The 21,501-nt window shown below is 63.4% G+C and carries 16 protein-coding genes and 1 tRNA gene; 3 read left to right on the top strand and 14 right to left on the bottom strand.

Annotated elements, in window-relative coordinates; genetic code table 11:
- Nucleotides 1-5 precede the first annotated feature (5 nt).
- The 5 genes from fusA to rpoB form a co-directional block, all read right to left on the bottom strand.
- Entirely contained in the window at nt 6-2,120 is a 2,115-nt protein-coding gene (gene fusA, locus ACQCSY_RS14280) for an elongation factor G (protein WP_427129752.1), read from the bottom strand.
- 69 nt (nt 2,121-2,189) lie between these two features.
- Nucleotides 2,190-2,660: a 30S ribosomal protein S7 gene (gene rpsG / locus ACQCSY_RS14275; RefSeq protein WP_011692813.1), complete on the bottom strand. Its 471-nt coding sequence runs from the start codon at nt 2,658-2,660 to the stop codon at nt 2,190-2,192.
- A 1-nt stretch (nt 2,661) separates the two neighbouring features.
- A complete protein-coding gene (gene rpsL, locus ACQCSY_RS14270) occupies nt 2,662-3,036 on the bottom strand; it encodes a 30S ribosomal protein S12 (protein WP_011692814.1) in 375 nt (124 codons plus the stop codon).
- A 461-nt stretch (nt 3,037-3,497) separates the two neighbouring features.
- Nucleotides 3,498-7,397: a DNA-directed RNA polymerase subunit beta' gene (locus tag ACQCSY_RS14265; RefSeq protein ID WP_427129750.1), complete on the bottom strand. Its 3,900-nt coding sequence runs from the start codon at nt 7,395-7,397 to the stop codon at nt 3,498-3,500.
- Between the two features lie 111 nt (nt 7,398-7,508).
- Nucleotides 7,509-11,027: a DNA-directed RNA polymerase subunit beta gene (rpoB, locus tag ACQCSY_RS14260; RefSeq protein WP_427129748.1), complete on the bottom strand. Its 3,519-nt coding sequence runs from the start codon at nt 11,025-11,027 to the stop codon at nt 7,509-7,511.
- A 380-nt stretch (nt 11,028-11,407) separates the two neighbouring features.
- Between rpoB and ACQCSY_RS14255 the strand changes: the two genes are divergently transcribed.
- Complete coding sequence (locus ACQCSY_RS14255; protein WP_427129747.1) at nt 11,408-12,637, top strand: acetyl-CoA C-acetyltransferase; 1,230 nt, start codon at nt 11,408-11,410, stop codon at nt 12,635-12,637.
- A 7-nt stretch (nt 12,638-12,644) separates the two neighbouring features.
- Nucleotides 12,645-13,130, top strand: coding sequence for an aminoacyl-tRNA deacylase (locus ACQCSY_RS14250; RefSeq protein WP_427129745.1), 486 nt, complete (start codon nt 12,645-12,647; stop codon nt 13,128-13,130).
- Nucleotides 13,131-13,280: 150 nt separating this feature from the next.
- On the opposite strand, the gene rplL is transcribed toward ACQCSY_RS14250, so the two are convergent.
- The 9 genes from rplL to ACQCSY_RS14205 form a co-directional block, all read right to left on the bottom strand.
- Entirely contained in the window at nt 13,281-13,655 is a 375-nt protein-coding gene (gene rplL / locus ACQCSY_RS14245) for a 50S ribosomal protein L7/L12 (protein WP_427129743.1), read from the bottom strand.
- Between the two features lie 74 nt (nt 13,656-13,729).
- Nucleotides 13,730-14,332 (bottom strand): 50S ribosomal protein L10, encoded by a 603-nt coding sequence (rplJ, locus tag ACQCSY_RS14240; RefSeq protein ID WP_427129741.1) that lies wholly within the window; start codon nt 14,330-14,332, stop codon nt 13,730-13,732.
- A 334-nt stretch (nt 14,333-14,666) separates the two neighbouring features.
- Entirely contained in the window at nt 14,667-15,776 is a 1,110-nt protein-coding gene (locus ACQCSY_RS14235) for a GNAT family N-acetyltransferase (RefSeq protein ID WP_427129740.1), read from the bottom strand.
- A gap of 170 nt (nt 15,777-15,946) precedes the next feature.
- Nucleotides 15,947-17,065: a GNAT family N-acetyltransferase gene (locus ACQCSY_RS14230; protein ID WP_427129738.1), complete on the bottom strand. Its 1,119-nt coding sequence runs from the start codon at nt 17,063-17,065 to the stop codon at nt 15,947-15,949.
- Nucleotides 17,066-17,212: 147 nt separating this feature from the next.
- The gene (gene rplA / locus ACQCSY_RS14225) at nt 17,213-17,920 is read right to left on the bottom strand and encodes a 50S ribosomal protein L1 (protein ID WP_427129736.1); all 708 of its coding nucleotides are present in this window, start codon (nt 17,918-17,920) and stop codon (nt 17,213-17,215) included.
- Nucleotides 17,921-18,048: 128 nt separating this feature from the next.
- Nucleotides 18,049-18,480, bottom strand: a complete 432-nt coding sequence (rplK, locus tag ACQCSY_RS14220) for a 50S ribosomal protein L11 (RefSeq protein ID WP_024365990.1) — start codon at nt 18,478-18,480, stop codon at nt 18,049-18,051.
- 129 nt (nt 18,481-18,609) lie between these two features.
- Entirely contained in the window at nt 18,610-19,452 is an 843-nt protein-coding gene (nusG, locus tag ACQCSY_RS14215; RefSeq protein WP_427129734.1) for a transcription termination/antitermination protein NusG, read from the bottom strand.
- Between the two features lie 114 nt (nt 19,453-19,566).
- Nucleotides 19,567-19,851, bottom strand: coding sequence for a preprotein translocase subunit SecE (secE, locus tag ACQCSY_RS14210; RefSeq protein WP_427129732.1), 285 nt, complete (start codon nt 19,849-19,851; stop codon nt 19,567-19,569).
- Nucleotides 19,852-19,929: 78 nt separating this feature from the next.
- A tRNA-Trp gene (locus ACQCSY_RS14205) sits at nt 19,930-20,002 on the bottom strand.
- A gap of 273 nt (nt 20,003-20,275) precedes the next feature.
- Between ACQCSY_RS14205 and ACQCSY_RS14200 the strand changes: the two genes are divergently transcribed.
- Complete coding sequence (locus ACQCSY_RS14200; RefSeq protein WP_427129730.1) at nt 20,276-21,493, top strand: pyridoxal phosphate-dependent aminotransferase; 1,218 nt, start codon at nt 20,276-20,278, stop codon at nt 21,491-21,493.
- The last annotated feature ends 8 nt before the right edge of the window (nt 21,494-21,501 follow it).

The raw sequence follows: 21,501 nt of genomic DNA, 5'->3' as shown, positions 1-21,501 counted from the left end.
TGGGACTACTCGCCGCGGTTCTTCTGGATGATCTCGTCGGCAACTGCCTTCGGGACCTCGGCGTAGCTGTTGAACGTCATGGAGTAAACGGCACGGCCCTGGGTCTTCGAACGCAGGTCACCGATGTAGCCGAACATGCCGGACAGCGGGACGTGCGCGCGGATGACCTTGACGCCCTGGGCATCTTCCATTGACTGCATCTGGCCACGGCGGGAGTTGAGGTCACCGATAACTTCACCCATGTATTCCTCAGGGGTGCGGACCTCGACATCCATCAGCGGTTCGAGCAGGACGGGGTTCGCCTTGCGTGCGGCTTCCTTGAAAGCCATACGGCCGGCGATCTTGAACGCCATTTCCGAGGAGTCAACATCGTGGTAAGCGCCGTCTATCAGCGTCGCCTTGATGCCGACAACCGGGTAACCGGCCAGGACGCCGTCGTTCAGCGCATCCTGGATACCGGCGTCCACCGACGGGATGTACTCGCGCGGAATGCGGCCACCGGTGACCTTGTTCTCGAACTCGTACATTTCGCCTTCGGACGTGTCCAACGGCGCGATCGCAATCTGGATCTTTGCGAACTGGCCGGAACCACCGGTCTGCTTCTTGTGCGTGTAGTCGTGACGCTCTACAGCGCGCTTGATGGTTTCGCGGTATGCGACCTGCGGCTTGCCGACATTCGCCTCGACCTTGAATTCGCGGCGCATGCGGTCCACCAGGATGTCCAGGTGGAGCTCGCCCATGCCGGCGATGATGGTCTGGCCGGTGTCCTCGTTGAGGGAGACCTGGAAGGTCGGGTCCTCAGCGGAGAGCTTCTGGATGGCCGTGGAGAGCTTCTCCTGGTCACCCTTGGTGTTGGGCTCGATCGCAACAGAGATCACGGGCTCCGGGAAGCTCATGGACTCAAGCACGATCTGGTTGCTGGAGTCGCACAGGGTGTCGCCCGTCGTCGTATCCTTCAGCCCGATCGCTGCATAGATGTGTCCAGCGGTAGCGCCGTCCACCGGCATTTCCTTATTGGCGTGCATCTGGAACAGCTTGCCGATGCGCTCCTTCTTGCCCTTGGTGGAGTTGACCACCTGGGAACCGGCTTCGACGTGACCGGAGTACACGCGAATGAAGGTTAGCTGGCCGAAGAACGGGTGCGTAGCAATCTTGAACGCCAGAGCTGAGAACGGCTCTTCGGACGAAGGCTTGCGCGTCAGTTCCTTCTCTTCGTCGCGGGGATCGTGACCGATCATCGGCGGGACGTCGAGCGGGTTCGGCAGGTAGTCGACGACTGCATCGAGCATCGGCTGAACGCCACGGTTCTTGAATGCGGAGCCACAGAACACCGGGTAGAGCTCGGAGTTGATCGTCATCTTGCGGATGCCGGCCTTGAGCTCGTCGACGGAGATTTCTTCGCCTTCGAGGTACTTCTCCATGAGTTCTTCGGAGGCCTCGGCAACGGTCTCGACGAGCGTTGCGCGGTACTCCTCGGCCTTCTCCTTGAGGTCAGCCGGGATCTCCTGGATCTCGTACTTGGCACCCATGGTGACGTCACCCTTGGAGTCGCCGGGCCAGACCAGTGCACGCATATACAGGAGGTCGACGACGCCGACGAAGTCGTTCTCGGCGCCGATCGGCAGCTGCATGACGAGAGGCTTGGCACCGAGGCGGCTGATGATGGTGTCGACAGTGAAGTAGAAGTCAGCGCCGAGCTTGTCCATCTTGTTGACGAAGCAGATACGCGGAACGTTGTACTTGTCAGCCTGGCGCCAGACAGTCTCAGACTGCGGCTCCACACCTTCCTTGCCGTCGAACACGGCAACTGCGCCGTCGAGGACGCGCAGGGAGCGCTCAACCTCAACCGTGAAGTCCACGTGGCCGGGGGTGTCAATGATGTTGATCTGGTTGTTTTCCCAGAAGCAGGTCACGGCGGCAGACGTGATGGTGATGCCGCGTTCCTTTTCCTGTTCCATCCAGTCAGTCGTCGAAGCGCCGTCGTGCGTTTCGCCGATCTTGTGGTTCACACCCGTGTAGAACAGGATGCGCTCGGTAGTAGTGGTCTTGCCGGCATCGATGTGGGCCATGATGCCGATGTTGCGGACCTTGCTAAGGTCAGTAAGCACGTCCTGTGCCACGGTGTCTCCCTTTCGGATGGACTGCACGTTCGCCGCCGGCTCTGTTGAGCCGGCGGCGTCCGGGAAGTATTACCAGCGGTAGTGTGCGAAGGCCTTGTTGGACTCGGCCATCTTGTGGGTGTCTTCGCGACGCTTCACAGCGGCACCGAGACCGTTGGAGGCATCCAGGATCTCGTTCTGGAGGCGCTCGGTCATCGTCTTCTCGCGGCGGGCCTTGGAGTAGCCGACCAGCCAGCGCAGGGCGAGTGCGGTGGAACGGCCCGGCTTGACCTCAACCGGAACCTGGTAGGTGGCGCCACCGACGCGGCGGGAGCGGACCTCGAGGGAAGGCTTGACGTTCTCCATGGCCTTCTTGAGGGCTGCAACCGGGTCGCCGCCGGACTTGGCGCGGGCACCTTCGAGGGCACCGTAAACGATGCGCTCTGCGGTGGACTTCTTGCCGTCAACCAGCACCTTGTTGATCAGCTGTGTGACCAGCGGGGAGCCGTAAACGGGATCTAGAACTAGCGGCCGCTTGGGGGCCGGACCCTTGCGAGGCATATTACTTCTTCTCCATCTTTGCGCCGTAGCGGCTACGAGCCTGCTTACGGTTCTTGACACCCTGGGTATCGAGGGCACCACGGACGATCTTGTAGCGGACACCCGGAAGGTCCTTAACACGGCCGCCACGTACGAGCACAATGGAGTGCTCCTGCAGGTTGTGGCCTACACCGGGGATGTAAGCGGTGACTTCAACGCCACCGTTGAGGCGCACGCGTGCAACCTTCCGCAGAGCCGAGTTCGGCTTCTTCGGGGTCGTGGTGTAAACGCGGGTGCAAACACCGCGGCGCATCGGGCTGCCGTTAAGCGCGGGGGCCTTGGTCTTCTTGACCTTAGGCGTGCGGCCCTTGCGGACCAGCTGGTTAATCGTAGGCACTCTCGTGTTCTCCGTTTTATCCGGAGCGGCCGTTGGCAGCCGCTCTCTTGTCGCTGCGCCCCGCCGCTCGAGCTTTGAAGATCTCTCCATAGCGGCTGAGGCGAAGCCTTAATAGTCGGACCGCACGCTGGGATCCACGGACTTCCATCCAGAAATGCCCCTAGGCATGCGAAAATGTGGCATACGTTGCACAAAAACCCTGCAAACCGGAAACGTCGTCCTGGCCAGCCTTTCGGCTTCAACCGGCGCACTCATCCACTGCCACAATAACAATTAGTCTCTAGTCTAACACGGACGGCTCCGTGCCCTTAATCGGTGGGGTCTACCACGGGAAAGGCCCCGCCCCACAACGTGGGAACGGAGCCTTTCAGTCACTCAGCAGGGCTTGCGCCCCAAGGGCAGGGCGGCAGGGTCCCTACGTGGCGCGGAACGCGACACGAAAGGGCCCGGCCCGCCCGCCGTTAGCGGAAGTCGCTGCCGAGGTCGTAGTCATCCAGCGGGATGGCGTGGAACTCGGGAGCTCCGTCGCCGCCCAGGCTGTCGTAGGAGAAGTCACTGAATGCGCTGGGGCCGGTGAACAGATTGGCCTTTGCTTCTTCAGTGGGCTCCACGGTGACCTCGGTGTAGCGCGGGAGACCCGTGCCGGCCGGGATGAGCTTACCGATGATGACGTTTTCCTTGAGGCCGAGCAGAGGATCGCTCTTGCCTTCCATTGCCGCCTGCGTCAGGACGCGGGTGGTCTCCTGGAAGGAAGCTGCGGACAGCCACGACTCGGTCGCCAGGGACGCCTTGGTGATACCCATGAGCTCAGGACGGCCGGAAGCCGGCGTCTTGCCCTCGGAGACAACACGGCGGTTGGCGTCCTCGAAGCGGCTGCGCTCGGCGAGCTCGCCGGGCAGCAGATCCGATTCGCCGGACTCGATGACCGTGACGCGGCGCAGCATCTGGCGGACGATAACCTCGACGTGCTTGTCGTGGATACCGATGCCCTGGCTGCGGTACACGCCCTGGACTTCGTCCACCAGGAACTTCTGTGCGGCACGGGGACCCATGATGCGCAGAACCTGCTTGGGGTCGACCGGACCGTTGATGAGCTTCTGTCCGACGCTGACGTGATCGCCGTCTTCGATGAGAAGACGTGAACGGCGCAGCACCGGGTAGGCGATCTCTTCGGATCCGTCATCCGGGGTGATGACCAGGCGCATCTGGCGCTCAGACTCTTCGATGGTGATGCGGCCGGCTGCTTCGGCAATCGGTGCGACACCCTTCGGAGTACGGGCTTCGAAGAGCTCCTGGATACGGGGCAGACCCTGGGTGATGTCGTCGCCACCGCTGGAGGAAACAGCACCACCGGTGTGGAACGTACGCATCGTCAGCTGGGTACCCGGCTCACCGATGGACTGTGCGGCGATGATGCCGACTGCCTCACCGATGTCGACGGTCTTGCCCGTGGCCAGCGAACGGCCGTAGCACAGGGCGCAGGTGCCGACGCTGGACTCACAGGTGAGTACGGAGCGGACCTTGACCTCGGTGATGCCGGCTGCGAACAGTTCGGCAATGACGACGTCGCCGCAGTCGGTGCCGCCTGCTGCCAGGACCTTGCCCGTGGAGTCAACGACATCCACGGCGAGGGTACGGGCGTACGCGCTGTTCTCGACGTTCTCGTCCAGGACGAGCTCGCCATTGGCGTCAGCCACAGCGATGGCTGTCATCAGGCCGCGCTCGGTGCCGCAGTCCTCTTCACGGACAATCACGTCCTGCGAAACGTCCACCAGACGACGGGTCAGGTAACCCGAGTTGGCGGTACGCAGTGCGGTGTCTGCCAGACCCTTACGGGCACCGTGTGTGGCGATGAAGTATTCCAGCACCGACAGGCCCTCGCGGTAGGAGGACTTGATCGGACGCGGGATGATCTCACCCTTAGGGTTGGCCACCAGGCCACGGATACCCGCGATCTGACGGACCTGCATCCAGTTACCACGTGCACCGGAGGACACCATGCGGTTGATGGTGTTCATCGGGGACAGGCTGTCACGCATCGCCTGGGCGATCTCGTTCGTTGCCTTGTTCCAGATCTCGATCAGTTCCTGGCGACGCTCGTCGTCGTCGATCAGGCCCTTGTCGTACTGGCCCTGGATCTTGGCAGCCATGGTCTCGTATCCGGCGAGGATCCGCGGCTTGTCCTTGGGCACCTCGATGTCAGAGATGGCAACGGTGACGCCTGAACGGGTGGCCCAGTAGAAACCGGCATCCTTCAGGTTGTCCAGCGTTGCCGCGGTGACGACCTTCGGGTAGCGCTCGGCGAGGTCGTTGACGATCCGGGACAGTTCGCCCTTGTCGGCAACATCCTCAACCCACGGGTAGTCCTCGGGCAGGGTCTCGTTGAAGAGGACCTGGCCGAGCGAGGTCTGGACCAGTACGGTCTGACCCGGCTCCCAGCCTTCCGGAGCTTCCCAGCCGGCGTAAGGGACAAAGCCCTCAAGACGGATCTTGACCTGGGAGTTCAGGTGCAGCTCGTGCAGGTCGTACGCCATGATGGCTTCCGAAACGGAGGAGAAGATCCGGCCCTCGCCAGCTGAACCGACACGCTTGGTGGTCAGGTGGTAGAGGCCGATGATCATATCCTGCGACGGCAGCGTCACCGGGCGGCCGTCAGACGGCTTCAGGATGTTGTTCGAGGACAGCATCAGGATGCGGGCTTCGGCCTGGGCTTCGGGGCTCAGCGGCAGGTGGACTGCCATCTGGTCGCCGTCGAAGTCCGCGTTGAAGGCGCCACAAACCAGCGGGTGAAGCTGGATTGCCTTACCTTCAACAAGCTGCGGTTCGAACGCCTGGATGCCGAGACGGTGCAGGGTAGGTGCACGGTTCAGCAGCACGGGGTGCTCGGTGATGATCTCTTCGAGGACATCCCAGACCTGCGGGCGGTAACGCTCGACCATACGCTTGGCCGACTTGATGTTCTGTGCGTGGTTGAGGTCAACCAGGCGCTTCATCACGAACGGCTTGAAGAGCTCCAGGGCCATCTGCTTCGGCAGACCGCACTGGTGCAGCTTCAGCTGCGGGCCGACGACGATCACCGAACGGCCGGAGTAGTCAACACGCTTACCCAGGAGGTTCTGGCGGAATCGACCCTGCTTGCCCTTGAGCATGTCGCTCAGGGACTTCAGCGGACGGTTGCCCGGTCCGGTGACCGGACGGCCGCGGCGGCCGTTGTCGAAGAGGCTGTCAACAGCTTCCTGAAGCATGCGCTTCTCGTTGTTGACGATGATCTCCGGGGCACCGAGATCAAGCAGGCGCTTGAGGCGGTTGTTGCGGTTGATCACGCGACGGTAGAGGTCGTTGAGGTCGGAGGTCGCGAAGCGGCCACCGTCCAGCTGGACCATCGGGCGCAGTTCCGGCGGGATCACCGGGACGGCGTCCAGCACCATGCCGAGCGGGCTGTTGTTGGTCGTCAGGAACGCGTTGACAACCTTGAGCCGCTTCAGGGCGCGGGTCTTGCGCTGGCCCTTGCCGTTGGCAATGATGTCGCGCAGCATGTCGGACTCGGCCTGCATGTCGAAGTTCTCAAGACGCTTCTTGATGGCCTCGGCACCCATGGAGCCTTCGAAGTACATGCCGTAGCGGTCGCGCAGTTCGCGGTACAGGCCTTCGTCACCTTCGAGGTCGGCGACCTTGAGGTTCTTGAAGCGGTCCCAGACCTGCTCGAGGCGCTCGATTTCAGCATCCGCCCGCTTGCGGACGTTAGCCATCTGGCGGTCAGCGGAGTCGCGGGCCTTCTTCTTGTCGGCAGCCTTGGCGCCTTCGCCTTCGAGACGGGCGAGCTCGTTCTCGAGGTCGCGGGCGATCGTGGCGATGTCCGAGTCGCGGTTGTCGATCAGCTGCTTCTTCTCGATGTCGTGCTCAACCTGGAGGTTGGGCAGTTCTTCGTGACGGCTGTCGGCGTCGACGCTCGTGATCATGTAGGCAGCGAAGTAGATAACCTTTTCGAGGTCCTTCGGCGCCAGGTCAAGGAGGTAGCCCAGGCGGGACGGAACACCCTTGAAGTACCAGATGTGCGTGACCGGGGCGGCCAGCTCGATGTGGCCCATGCGCTCACGGCGCACCTTCGCACGGGTGACCTCAACGCCACACCGCTCGCAGATGATGCCCTTGAAGCGCACGCGCTTGTACTTACCGCAGTAGCACTCCCAGTCGCGGGACGGGCCGAAGATCTTCTCGCAGAAGAGGCCGTCCTTCTCGGGCTTGAGCGTGCGGTAGTTGATGGTTTCCGGCTTCTTAACCTCGCCGTAAGACCAGCCACGGATGTCTTCCGCGGTGGCGAGGCCGATCTGCATGAGGCCGAAGGAGGATTCGCTGGACATATGGTCCCTGTTCTCTCTTGTTCTCTAAATTCTGAAGTCTTGGGTTACGGGAAGAGGGAATACTCCGGAGAAGGCAGCGAGGCGGACCGTCTGCCTTTCTCCGGAGGACTGCTAAACCTCTTCTACGGAACTGGGCTCTGCACGAGACAGATCGATGCCCAGTTCTTCCGCAGCCGTGAAGACTGCGTCATCAGAGTCACGCATTTCAATTGTGGTTCCGTCCGTGGAAAGCACTTCCACGTTCAGGCACAGCGACTGCATTTCTTTGATCAAGACCTTGAAGGACTCAGGAACGCCCGGTTCCGGGATGTTCTCGCCCTTGACGATGGCTTCGTAGACCTTCACACGACCGTGGATATCATCCGACTTGATCGTGAGGAGCTCCTGGAGCGTGTAGGCGGCGCCGTAAGCTTCGAGCGCCCACACTTCCATTTCACCGAAGCGCTGGCCACCGAACTGTGCCTTACCACCCAGCGGCTGCTGCGTGATCATGGAGTACGGGCCGGTGGAACGCGCGTGGATCTTGTCGTCCACCAGGTGGTGGAGCTTCAGGATGTACATGTAGCCGACCGAGATCGGATCCGGGAACGGCTCGCCGGAGCGGCCGTCGAACAAGCGGGTCTTGCCCGAGGAGTTGATCAGGCGGACGCCGTCGCGGGTCACGTTGGTGGAGTCGAGGAGACCAGTGATTTCCTCTTCGCGCGCACCGTCGAAGACCGGCGTTGCAACAGTGGTCTGGCCACTCTCGCGCGGCAGGTTCGGCAGCTGCTTGACCCACTCGGGCTCGCCTTCGATCTTCCAACCGGTCTTGGCGACCCAGCCGAGGTGTGTTTCCAGCACCTGGCCGACGTTCATACGGCCCGGAACACCCAGCGGGTTCAGGACGATATCAACGGGGGTGCCGTCGGCAAGGAAAGGCATGTCCTCGATCGGAAGGATCTTGGAAATAACACCCTTGTTGCCGTGACGGCCGGCGAGCTTGTCGCCGTCGGTGATCTTACGCTTGGCCGCAACGTACACGCGGACCAACTGGTTGACGCCCGGGGGCAGCTCGTCGTCGTTGTCGCGGTCGAAGACGCGGACACCGATCACGGTGCCGGACTCGCCGTGCGGAACCTTCAGGGAGGTGTCGCGCACTTCGCGGGACTTCTCACCGAAGATGGCGCGCAGCAGGCGCTCTTCCGGGGTCAGTTCGGTCTCGCCCTTGGGGGTGACCTTGCCGACCAGGATGTCGCCGGCTTCGACCTCGGCGCCGATGTGAATGATGCCGCGCTCGTCCAGGCCGGCCAAGACTTCCTCGGACACGTTCGGGATGTCACGGGTGATTTCCTCGGCACCAAGCTTGGTGTCGCGGGCATCGATCTCGTGCTCCTCGATGTGGATGGAGGAAAGAACGTCCTCGGCCACGATCCGCTGGGACAGGATGATGGCATCCTCGAAGTTGTGGCCTTCCCATGACATGAATGCCACGAGCAGGTTCTTACCGAGGGCGAGTTCGCCCTGGTCCGTTGCCGGGCCGTCCGCGATGATGCCGCCGACCTCCAGGCGCTGGCCTTCGCTCACCAGAACGCGGTGGTTGTAGCAGTTGCCCTGGTTGGAACGGGCGAACTTGTTGATCCGGTAGTTGGTCTCCGTGCCGTCGTCGTTGAGCATGATGACCAGCTCAGCGGAGACCTCGGTGACCACGCCTGCCTTCTTCGCGATGACAACGTCACCGGCGTCGACTGCTGCCGCGCGCTCCATGCCGGTGCCGACGAACGGCGCCTCGGAACGGACCAGCGGCACAGCCTGGCGCTGCATGTTGGCACCCATGAGTGCGCGGTTTGCATCGTCATGCTCCAGGAACGGGATCAGGGCAGTTGCCACGGACACCATCTGGCGCGGGGAAACGTCCATGAACTCGACCTCGGCGGCGGGAACCAGCACGGGCTCGCCTCCACCACCACGGGCACGCACCAGGACGGTCTCTTCGGCGAACTTCTTGTTCGCGTCCAGCGGAGCGTTGGCCTGTGCGATCAGGACCTCGGCTTCGTCGTCGGCCGTCAGGTACTGGACCTCATCGGACACGACGCCCTCGGACACGAGACGGTAAGGGGTCTCGATGAAGCCGAAGGGGTTGATGCGTCCGTAGGAAGCCAGCGAACCGATCAGACCGATGTTCGGGCCTTCAGGAGTTTCGATGGGGCACATACGTCCGTAGTGGGACGGGTGAACGTCTCGGACTTCCATGCCTGCACGGTCACGGGACAGACCGCCCGGGCCAAGCGCAGACAGGCGGCGCTTGTGGGTCAGACCCGACAGCGGGTTGTTCTGGTCCATGAACTGCGACAGCTGGGAGGTTCCGAAGAACTCCTTGATGGCTGCCACGACCGGGCGGATGTTGATCAGCGTCTGCGGCGTGATGGCCTCGACGTCCTGGGTCGTCATACGCTCACGGACGACGCGCTCCATGCGGGACAGGCCGGTGCGGACCTGGTTCTCGATGAGCTCGCCGACGGCGCGGATGCGGCGGTTGCCGAAGTGGTCGATGTCATCGATCTCGACGCGGAGTTCGTGGTCCTGGCCGTCGCGCTTGCCCATGAGGGTCTTCTCACCGGCGTGCAGTGCAACGAGGAACTTGATCATGGCGACGATGTCTTCAACGTGCAGGACAGACGCTTCCTTGTCACCCAGGGAGCGGTCGATGCCAAGCTTGCGGTTGATCTTGTAACGGCCGACCTTGGCCAGATCGTAGCGCTTGGAGTTGAAGTACAGGTTGTCCAGCAGGGACTGGGCAGCCTCGACCGTGGGCGGCTCGCCCGGTCGCAGCTTCCGGTAGATGTCCAGCAAGGCGTCTTCGCGGGTTTCGGTGGCGTCCTTCTCCAGCGTTGCGCGCATGGAGTCGTACTGGCCGAACTCTTCGAGGATCTGGCCTTCGGTCCAGCCGAGGGCCTTCAGGAGTACCGTGACGGACTGCTTGCGCTTGCGGTCGAGGCGAACGCCGACCTGGTCGCGCTTGTCGATTTCGAGTTCGAACCACGCGCCGCGGGACGGGATGATCTTCGCGGTGAAGATGTCCTTGTCACTCGTCTTGTCCGCGGTGCGCTCAAAGTAAGCACCCGGGGAACGGACCAGCTGGGAGACGACAACACGCTCGGTGCCGTTGACGACGAAGGTACCCTTCTCGGTCATCAGCGGGAAGTCACCCATGAACACGGTCTGCTGCTTGATTTCGCCCGTGTTGTTGTTCATGAATTCGGCCTTGACGTACAGCGGAGCCGAGTACGTGGCGTCCCGGTCCTTGCACTCAGCCATGGTGTACTTCGGATCAGCGAACTCCGGCTCGGAGAAGCTCAGGGACATGGTGCCCTGGAAATCCTCGATCGGGGAGATCTCTTCAAAGATGTCGGAAAGACCGGAGGAGGTGGCGACGCTGAGGTCGCCCTCTTCGACGGCCTTCGCCACGCGGGCCTGCCAGCGTTCATTTCCGACCAGCCAGTCGAAGCTGTCCGTTTGCAGGGCGAGCAGATTCGGAACGTCAAGGGGTTCGTGAATCTTAGCGAAGGAGAGCCGGCGGGTTGCACCGTCGGTGCTTTCGGCATTGATAGCGGTTGCAGCATTGTTTACATTAGAGGTGCTCGAGGCGACCAAGAGGGATCCTTCCACAGACCTTCAGGCGTTTTCAGATCTCCCCCGTCATGCAACCTGCAGAATGACTCCGCAGTGCTACCAGTCCGGTTCCGCTATATGACCCGGGACCCGCGCTGTCCACGATGGTGCACGTGGTAGACGGCACATTGATGGAGCAGCTGTCAGGCTAAGCCCACCGCTATATGAAGGCTGAAGGTAAACAGGGAAGACGCAAATATCTACGATACGGCAAAGCAACCTACTTGTCTACCCCACTTCCGCTCCGATTGCAAGCACCCCTGCTGCACCCCCGCTCGTGGGAGCCGCCGCCCCGGTCGAATGGATAGGTGATGCGGCTCACGATAACCTAGGCGTAAGTCGTCAAAGATCGGAAGAGAACCATGAGCAACTCCACAGACAACAATGGTGCCGACAAAAACTATGCAGACAACAACGAAGTTGTCATTCTCGCCGCCGCCCGCACGCCGCAGGGCCGGCTCAACGGGCAGTTGGCCAGCTTCACGGCGGTCGAACTCGGTGCCCACGCTATCCGGGCGGCCCTTGCCGCCAGCGGAGTCAAAGCCGAGCAGGTGGACACGGTGATCATGGGCCAGGTCCTGCAGGCCGGGGCGGGCCAGAACCCCGCCCGCCAGAGCGCCATCGGCGCCGGAATCGGCTGGAACGTGCCCACGGTTACCATCAACAAGGTCTGCCTGTCGGGACTCACGGCCGTGATCGACGCCGCCCGGTTGATCCGCAGCGGCGACGCGACCGTCGTCGTCGCCGGCGGCCAGGAGTCCATGACCCGGGCGCCGCACATCCTGCCGGGTGCCCGGCAGGGCTGGACCTACGGCACGGTCCAGGCGCTCGATGTCGCCGCCCATGATGGCCTCACCGACGCCTTCGACGGGCAGTCCATGGGGCTGTCCACGGAAAGCAAGAACCTCACCCTCGGCATCGACCGGGCCTCCCAGGACGAGGTCGCGGCGCAGTCCCACCAGCGGGCCGCACGGGCCGCCAAGGACGGCGTCTTCGACGGCGAGATCGCCCCGATCAGCGTCAAGCAGCGCAAGGGCGACCCCATCGTAGTGAACTCTGACGAGGGCATCCGGCCGGACACCACCGTGGAGTCCCTGGCGGGCCTCCGCGCGGCGTTCGTCACGGACGGCACCATCACCGCGGGCAACTCCTCGCCCCTGTCCGACGGCGCCTCCGCCCTCGTACTGACGTCCCGGAAGTTCGCCGAAGACAACGGCCTCGAGTTTCTCGCGGTGGTCGGCAAACCCGGTCAGGTCGCCGGTCCGGACAACTCGCTGCACTCGCAGCCGTCCAACGCCATCAAGAGCGCATTGGACAAGGCCGGCTGGTCCGCCGCCGACCTGGATTTCATCGAAATCAACGAGGCCTTCGGTTCCGTGGCGGTGCAGTCGCTCAAGGACCTCGACTACCCGCTGGAGAAGTGCAACATCCACGGCGGCGCCATCGCGTTGGGCCACCCGATCGGCGCCTCCGGTGCCCGGCTGGCGCTGCACGCGGCCCATGAATTGAAGCGGCGCGGCACGGGCAAGGCCGCCGTGTCCCTCTGCGGAGGCGGCGGCCAGGGCGAAGCGCTCCTGCTCTTCCGCGACTGAGCACACCGTGGCTGAAGGCGCGCACACGCAGGGCAGGGAGCGTTTCCTTGCCGACGCCGCTTCACGAGGGCTGGAGGTTCAGCTCGTGGAGCGGCTCGCCGCCAACAGCCTCGAGGAAGCAGCCCGGATCCTGGGCATCCAGCCGGCGGACATCGTGAAGTCGCTCGTGGTCAAACACCAGGACGGCACTTTCCTGTTCGCCCTCATCCCGGGTGACCGGCAGATCTCCTGGCCGAAGCTCCGGAGCCTGCTGGGAGTCAACAGACTGTCAATGCCGCCCGCCGACGTCGCGCTCGAAGCCACCGGGTACGAACGCGGCACCATCACGCCTCTGGGCAGCACCACCGCGTGGCCGGTGTACGCGGACGTGGCCATCGCGGGGCGCCAGATCTCCATGGGTGCCGGCCAGCGCGGCTACAGCGCGTTCGTGGACGCCGATGCCCTGACCACGGCGCTGGGCGCTATGGTCGCGGACATCAGCGACCCCATGTAGCTCGCAGTTGTTGTCGTTCTGAGCGCTCAGAACGACAACAACAGCGAGTTAGTTGGGCTAGGACGCAGGAAACCCCGCCCACCTGAGTGGACGGGGTTTCCCGGAGCAGACCGGCAACCCGAACGGATCGGAGTGCCTGGACGGATCGAGTTACTTGAGGGTAACGCGAGCGCCGGCTTCTTCGAGCTGTGCAACAGCCTTCTCGGCAGCTTCCTTGGTGACACCTTCGACAACAGCCTTCGGAGCACTGTCAACCAGGTCCTTGGCTTCCTTGAGGCCCAGGGAAGTGATTGCGCGGACTTCCTTGATCACTGCGATCTTCTTGTCGCCCGGGTGTTCCAGGATGACGTCGAATGCAGTCTGCTCTTCTTCTTCTGCAGCAGCGCCGGCAGCGGGGCCAGCAACGGCAACAGCAGCAGCGGTAACTTCGAAGGTCTCTTCGAAGAGCTTAACGAACTCAGAGAGCTCGATGATGGTCAGTTCCTTGAAAGCTTCAATGAGCTCTTCGTTGGTGAGCTTCGCCATGGTGTGGCGTCCTTCCTATAGTGGTGCTCGGCGGCCTAAGCCTTTGCCTTCACACCGGAGTCTGGTTTAGAGAGTTAGTTCTCTTCGGGGGCTGCGGCTTCGGCCGGAGCCTCGGCCTCTGCTGCTGCATCAGCGGGAGCGTCGGCAGGGGCTTCTTCAGCGGCGGGAGCCTCGGCAGCTGCCGGTGCGCCGTTCTCTTCTTCAAGCTTGAGGCGCAGAGCGTCAATGATGCGTACAGCGGCGGCAGCAGGAGCCTTGAGGATGCCTGCAACCTTGGCGAGCTGCAGCTCGCGGGACTCGAGTGCTGCCAGGGCAGCAACTTCGCTGGCGTTCAGCGCCTTGCCCTCGAAGTAACCGGTCTTGATAACCAGCTGCTTGTTGGTCTTGGCAAAATCCGTCAGGCTCTTGGCAGCGGCAACTGCGTCACCCTTGATGAACGCGATTGCAGTGGGGCCGGCGAGCTGACCGTCGAATGCTTCGACACCAGCTTCCTTGGCTGCAATGGCGGTCAGGGTGTTCTTGACGACCGAGAACTTGGTGTCCTGGCCGAGAGAGACACGCAGCTGCTTGAGCTGTGCAACGGTGAGCCCACGGTATTCGGTCAGGACAGCGGCGTTCGATTCATTAAAATCGTTAGTGATCTCAGCTACTGCTGAAACCTTGCTAGGCGTTGCCATAACCCTCCTTCCGGGGATAGTGCCGGTGTTCCCGGTCCCCGCTCAACAGAGCTAAAACTAAAAAACGCCCCGCGCAGATGCACGGGGCTTGTCTCGACGCGATCCATGACCGCGGAGCTTTGCTTCGTTCACCTGCGCCGGCCGCCCTATGTTCAGGGTCCTTCGTCTGGAGATCCACGGGCCCTCCCCGGCGCGACTGCAGAAGTGAGTCTTGCTTGGGAGAGTGGATTTCCAACAACCGACGGTCTTTGGTCCTCCCAGCTTACGGGAAACCCTGCGTGGGCTCCAAATCGGACCCGGCAGGCGGCCTGGCGGAATGCCTCAGCTGATGGCGTCAGCTGACCGTCGGCCCGAAGTCCGGCAGTTCCTTCTGCCAGATCCCCGTCACACCCGCCGTGGTGAATCCGAGCTGCTGGTTGACCTTGAGGAGGTAACGGTTATCCGGGGCGTTCCAGGTATAAACAACCCGGGCGTCCGGGAACTGTTCGCTCAGCCGTTCCATGTTGGCGACCTTGATCAGCAGGCCCAGCTTGTTGCCGCGGTGCTCCTGCAGCACCACTGTGTCGTCCTGGAAGACCACGTCCGGGCGCAGCGCCAGGACGCTGATGGTGGTCAGGCCCACGAGCGTTCCGCTGGCGAGGTGCTCGACGGCGGTGACCACGGTCCGGCGCCCCTGCGCGATGGTGACTTCCTCCGCCTCACGGAGGATGCCGCCGTCGAACACCATTTCCGCTGCGTCGACGCCCGGCACCCCGTCCTCGCCGGCCCGGTTTTCCAAGGCCGCGACGGCCTCGAGCCACTGGTCCGGGCACCGGTCCGTCCAGTGATGCAGACGGTAGCGGCCCGCGTTGGCCTCCTCGGCCTCGGCCTCCAGCTCGGCGACGACCTTGCTGTCCAGGGGAAGGGCGCAGGCGCTGAACTGCTCGATGTGCTGCAGGGTGTAACCGGTGTGCCGGGCGAATTCCACCTCGCGGCTGCCCAGCGGCACGAAGCCGAGGCCGCTTCCGGGCACGAGCTGCTCGGCATCCGCGTCGGTCAGCGAAGCGCCCGGATGGTTGGTGTCGATCAGGATCGTGTGCCGTCCCTCGTCGCGGGCAAAATGCTCCGCCGCTTCCAGGAGCTGCCGGCCCACGCCCTGGCGCTGGAACTCCGGAAGGATGTCGAGGGTGAATTCAGCGAGGTCAAGGTTGTCCACGAGGGGCAGCGCGATGTCCGCGGTCCCGACGATTTCGCCGCCGATTTTGGCCACGAGGATCACCTGGCGTTCATACGGGTCCGCCATCTCGAGCAGTTTTTCCAGCGGGGCATAGGCGAGGTCATCACTACCCCAGGTCTGCATTCGCACCTTGCGACCCACTTCGACGGCGGCAAGGAAGTCTGCGGCGTCCGGTCCGTCGAGGGAATCGGGTATCCACAGCTGTTCAATGCGTAACTCGTCTGCCATAGAGGGCACCATCCCAGCCGTTCTGCCACCCACCATCGGTGCCGGACACCCGGCTCAAACCGGGCTTTCAACCGACAGCATATGCCGGTTTCCTCCGGCGTTCCATTGGTGACGCCGGGCAGGTACCGGCCCCGCGGGGTCCTCCAACGTGCCGGTATCATTCCGCGACATCATTCCCCGACGACGGCGCCGTCCGTGGCGGCGGCCCGCTGCCACTCGCCGTCGTACCCCGCAGGCCGGAACCCGAGCGCGATGTTGATGGCCAGCATGTGGTCGTTTTCGGCCGCGTTGAAGGTGGTGACACGCTGCACCGCCGGGTATCCGGCGAGGAGCCGGCGCAGATTGAGGATCTTGATGAGCATGCCGAGGCGGTGGCCCCGGTGGCTTGCGGCGACGAGGGTATCGTCCTGGCTGGCCAGCCACGGTTTGGCGTCCGAGACCTGAAGGACGGAGTACGCGGCCAGTTCGCCGCTGGGCAGGTGCCGGGCCGCGGCCACGAGGGAGTCCAGGCCCGCCTGCTTCCAGGTGTCCTCGACGTGACGGACGCGGGCCACATCCCACGTCTCCTCCTCATAGCTGAGTCCGCCGCTCGGCGCGTCGGTGCTCATGCGCGACATCAGCACGGCGAGCTGTCCGGCATATTCGTCGGGGCACCTGTCCGTCCAGTGCAGCAGTTCATACGGCTCCCCCGCGATGTCCATGGCATCCCGCTGCAGTTCGTCCAGGATTGCCGCGGCCGGAGGCAGCTCCAGGGCGCTGAAGCGCTCCACCTGCTCCAGGCGGTACCCGGCCGCCAGCGCGAACCGTACCCCGCGTGCCTCGGCGGGCAGCCCTCCCGAACCTGTTGCGGGCCTGATCAGGCCGGGGTCCTCGGGGTCGAAATCGGCCGGGTGCTCCGTGTAGCTCTGCAGAATCGTGCGGCCCTCGGAGGCTGCCAAGGCTTCGGCGTGACGCAGCAGGGCCGCGCCGAAGCCCCGGCCAGCGAATTCCGCCAGGACATCCACCCTCACGAGCGCAAGGCGGACGTTTTCCTGCAGCCAGAACTGGACAATCGAACTGGCAACCATGCGACCGCCCTGGCGCACGAAGAACAGCCGCAACCGGGTGTAAGGGGTATCCCGCCAGAACTGCAGGCGGGCTTCTTGGGTCTCTGAGCGGTCCAGATTGCCCCAGATCTGCAGCACCAAGGCGTCACACAGCGCACCGAACTCCAGGAAGTCCCCGGCATCCGGGGCGTCAAGGGCTGCGGGGAGAACAAGGGGTTCTATGAGGTACGGCGCTGTAGTCACCGGGACAGCTTAACCGGCAACAACGGCGCCTCCAAGGAGTCGCCGTGCCGCACCCTTGACGGCCGCACCCTTGACCCCGGAATGACGAAAGACCGCCCCGCGGCTGCGGGACGGTCTTTCGGTTGATCCTCGTGGATCCGGTGCGTCTTAGACCTCGGTCAGGACCTTGGTGACGTTGGGGTCAACCGAGATGCCCGGGCCGAACGTGGTGGCGACGGTGGCCTTCTGGATGTAGCGGCCCTTGGAAGCGGACGGCTTGAGGCGAAGGACCTCTTCCAGCGCTGCCGCGTAGTTCTCGGCCAGCTTGAGGGCATCGAACGAAACCTTGCCGATGATGAAGTGCAGGTTCGAGTGCTTGTCGACGCGGAAGTCGATCTTGCCGCCCTTGATGTCGTTGACGGCCTTGGCGACGTCAGCGGTCACGGTGCCGGTCTTCGGGTTCGGCATCAGGTTACGCGGACCCAGGACCTTACCGAGGCGGCCGACCTTGCCCATGAGGTCAGGGGTGGCGACGGCGGCGTCGAAGTCGGTCCAGCCGGCTGCGATCTTTTCGATCAAGTCATCGGAACCAACGAAGTCGGCGCCGGCAGCGATTGCTGCTTCAGCCTTATCGCCCGTTGCGAAGACGAGGACGCGGGCGACCTTGCCGGTGCCGTGCGGCAGGATAACGGTGCCACGGACCATCTGGTCGGCCTTGCGAGGGTCAACGCCCAGGCGGAAAGCGACCTCAACGGTTGCGTCGAACTTGGACGGGTTGGTGTCCTTGGCCAGCGTCACTGCCTCGAACGGCGCGTAGAACTTCTCCGCGTCGATCTTGGCTGCGGCTGCCTCATATGCTTTGCTGCGCTTTGCCATGCTGCTTATTTCTCCTTGTGCAGTTGTGGTCTGCGGACCGCGCTGGGCCCTGCCACAGTCGGAAATCCGGCATGGAATCCCGAGCTTTCAATGTTTAGGTGGTGCCGGTTGCCCGGCGGTAAAGGCTATTAGCCTTCGACGGTGATACCCATGGAACGGGCCGTGCCGGCGATGATCTTCGCTGCGCCTTCAAGGCTCGTGGCGTTGAGGTCTTCCATCTTGGTGGTGGCGATCTCGTTGACCTGGGCCTGGGTCAGCTTGGCAACCTTGACGGTGTGCGGGGTCGGTGAACCCTTGGCAACGCCTGCAGCCTTCTTGATGAGTTCCGCAGCCGGCGGGGTCTTGGTGATGAACGTGAATGAACGGTCCTCGTAGACCGTGATTTCAACAGGAATAACGTTGCCGCGCTGGGCTTCCGTCGCAGCGTTGTACGCCTTGCAGAATTCCATGATGTTGACACCGTGCTGGCCAAGCGCAGGACCGATCGGCGGAGCCGGGTTAGCGGCACCTGCCTGGATCTGCAGCTTGATGAGGCCGGTGACCTTCTTCTTGGGAGCCAATGTAGGTCCTTCTCTCAAATACGTCCTGGGACACAGGAGCGTGCCTCAGGTTGGTGGCCGCCATGGCGAGGCGGCCGGCCGCTCCGTGGCTGCTAAGCAGGCAGCCCGGGGCGAATTCTGTGGGGAAAGCTAGATCTTGCTGACCTGGTTGAACGCCAGGGTGACGGGGGTCTCGCGCTCGAAGATGGAGACCAGCACCACGAGGGTCTGGGAATCCACCTTGATCTCGGAGATCGTGGCGGGAAGGGTCTCGAAGGGACCTTCCTTGACGATGACCGATTCGCCGACCTCGAAGTCGACGTCGACCTGTGCGGCGGCGTGCTTGACCGGCTTGCCCTTCTCGGCCTGCTCTTCTTCGAAGACCGGGGCGAGCATGGAGAAGACCTCGTCGAGGCGCAGCGGCACGGGGTTGTGGGCGTTGCCCACGAAGCCGGTGACACCGGGGGTGTGGCGGACGGCGCCCCAGGAGGCATCCGTCAGGTCCATGCGGACCAGGACGTAGCCGGGGATGCGCACGCGGTTAATGACCTTGCGCTGAGCGTTCTTGATCTCAACGACTTCTTCCATCGGAACCTGGATTTCGAAGATGTAATCTTCCATGTCCAGGGTCTGGATGCGGGTCTCAAGGTTTGCCTTGACGCGGTTTTCGTAGCCTGCGTAGGAGTGGATGACATACCAGTCACCTTCCTGGCGGCGCAGCTTGGCCTTGAATTCGTCGGCCGGGTCAACCTCAGCGGCGGCAGCGGCGGCCTCAAGGGCATCGGCCGCCTCGTCGCCGGACTCGGATCCCGCTTCTTCTGCTTCTTCTACAGATTCGCCGGTTTCTTCAGCGGCCTCGTCGGCTGCCGCCTCGTCGGTGACGTCGGATTCGGGCGCAGCAGACACAGCCTCGGACTCTTCCGCGGCTTCCACCGCGGCGTCCTGGCTCTTATCCAGCTCAGTCTCAGTTACCTCGAGCTCCTGCTCAGACACTTGGTCTCCTGCTTCCTCATTGCCTAACATGCCTATTTAAATGGCTCAATTCCGCACACCCCGCGGAATCTCCGGTTTCCCGGGGACATCCACGCAGTCTGCGGACCGGTCGCCTTAGCGGTTCGTGGCGCCCTGACCGCCGAAGACCCAGCTCACTCCGGTCCCGAAGGCCAAGTCCAGCAGGGTGACGATGAGCATCATGATGGCCACGAACACCAGCACCACGAGCGTGTAGTTGATCAGTTCCTTGCGGGTCGGTGCAACGACCTTCTTCAGTTCGCCGATCACCTGGCGGACGAAGAGTGCAATACGAGCGAAGAAGCCAACCTTGGCGGCATTCTTGGCGGGGCGGCCTTTGGAGCTGCTGGCAGCTGTTTCGGTCACCTGGTCCTCACTCATCCTCGCAATGTCGGATACCCGGCTCTGAACTGAACCATGGTTGCTGCGCTGGTTCCGGACTACCCGGAACAGCATGCGCAGGGCAGACAGGACTCGAACCTGCAACCTGCGGTTTTGGAGACCGCTGCGCTACCAATTGCGCCACTACCCTATGGAGCGAAAATCCGTTCCGGCCGATGCTTTCCCAGACTTCTCTGAGGCGCAGACCATCATCGTGTTTTCAACACCGGAGAACCAGTCTACGCAACAAGTGCGTCTACGTCGAACCGGACTCTTCCGGACCCTGGAGTGCCGTGAAAATCAACTGACAGCCTGCAGTCACATTTCCGCACCGGCACCCGGGACGATCCGGTGAACAGCATAGAGTAGATTCCGTCGAATCCCTCATCCAGCCCTCCAGCTGCAAGCGAAGAATGGACCCGCCATGCCTGCCGCCCGCATTTCCCAGCGCATTTCCGCCATAGCCGAATCCGCCACACTGGCCGTCGATGCCAAGGCGAAGGCGTTGAAGGCAGCCGGCCGCCCGGTCATCGGCTTCGGCGCCGGTGAGCCCGACTTCCCGACCCCCGGCTACATCGTGCAGGCCGCCATCGAGGCCGCCAGCCAGCCGAAGTACCACCGCTACTCCCCCGCTGGCGGGCTGCCCGAGCTGAAGCAGGCCATCGCGGACAAGACGTTCCGCGACTCCGGCTACAGGGCCGAGGCGTCCCAGGTGCTGGTGACCAACGGCGGCAAGCAGGCCGTCTACAACACCTTCGCCACCCTGCTGGATCCGGGCGACGAGGTCATCGTGCCCACCCCGTTCTGGACGACATACCCGGAGGCCATCCGGCTGGCCGGCGGCGTGCCCGTCGAAGTGTTCGCCGGGCCGGAGCAGGGATACCTCGTCACGGTGGAGCAGTTGGAAGCCGCGCTCACTGACCGCACCAAGATCCTCCTCTTCGTCTCCCCGTCCAACCCCACCGGCGCGGTCTACTCGCCGGAGCAGGTCAAGGAGATCGGCCGGTGGGCGGCGTCCAAGGGCCTGTGGGTTGTCACCGATGAGATCTACGAGCACCTGACCTACGACGGCGTGCCGTTCACCTCGATTGCCACGGCGGTTCCCGAGCTGGGCGACAAGGTGGTCATCCTCAACGGTGTTGCGAAGACCTATGCCATGACCGGCTGGCGGGTGGGCTGGATGATCGGCCCGGCCGATGTCATCAAGGCCGCCACCAACCTGCAGTCGCACGCCACCTCCAACGTCTCCAACATCCCCCAGGTAGCGGCCCTCGCCGCGGTGTCCGGTCCGCTGACCGCCGTCGACGAGATGAAACTCGCCTTCGACCGCCGCCGCAAGGCGATCGTGGCGGGCCTGAACGCCATCGAGGGCGTTGACTGCCCGACGCCGAAGGGCGCGTTCTACGTGTACGCGGACGTCCGCGCCCTGCTGGGCCAGGAGTTCCCGTCGGCGAACGGTCCGGTCCGGCCCTCGACATCCGCGGAACTGGCCGCCCTGATCCTGGACGAAGTCGAGGTTGCCGTTGTTCCCGGCGAGGCGTTCGGCCCCTCCGGCTACCTCCGCCTCTCCTACGCCCTGGGCGACGCGGACCTCGCCACGGGCGTCGCCCGCCTGCAGGACTTCCTCGGCAAGGCCAAATAGGACCCTCC

It is taken from the genome of Pseudarthrobacter sp. S9 (assembly GCF_050156545.1).
In the GTDB taxonomy this organism is placed as follows: Bacteria; Actinomycetota; Actinomycetes; order Actinomycetales; family Micrococcaceae; genus Arthrobacter.
Note: the sequence above shows the minus strand (reverse complement) of the source record. Positions and strands in the feature narration are given on the sequence as shown.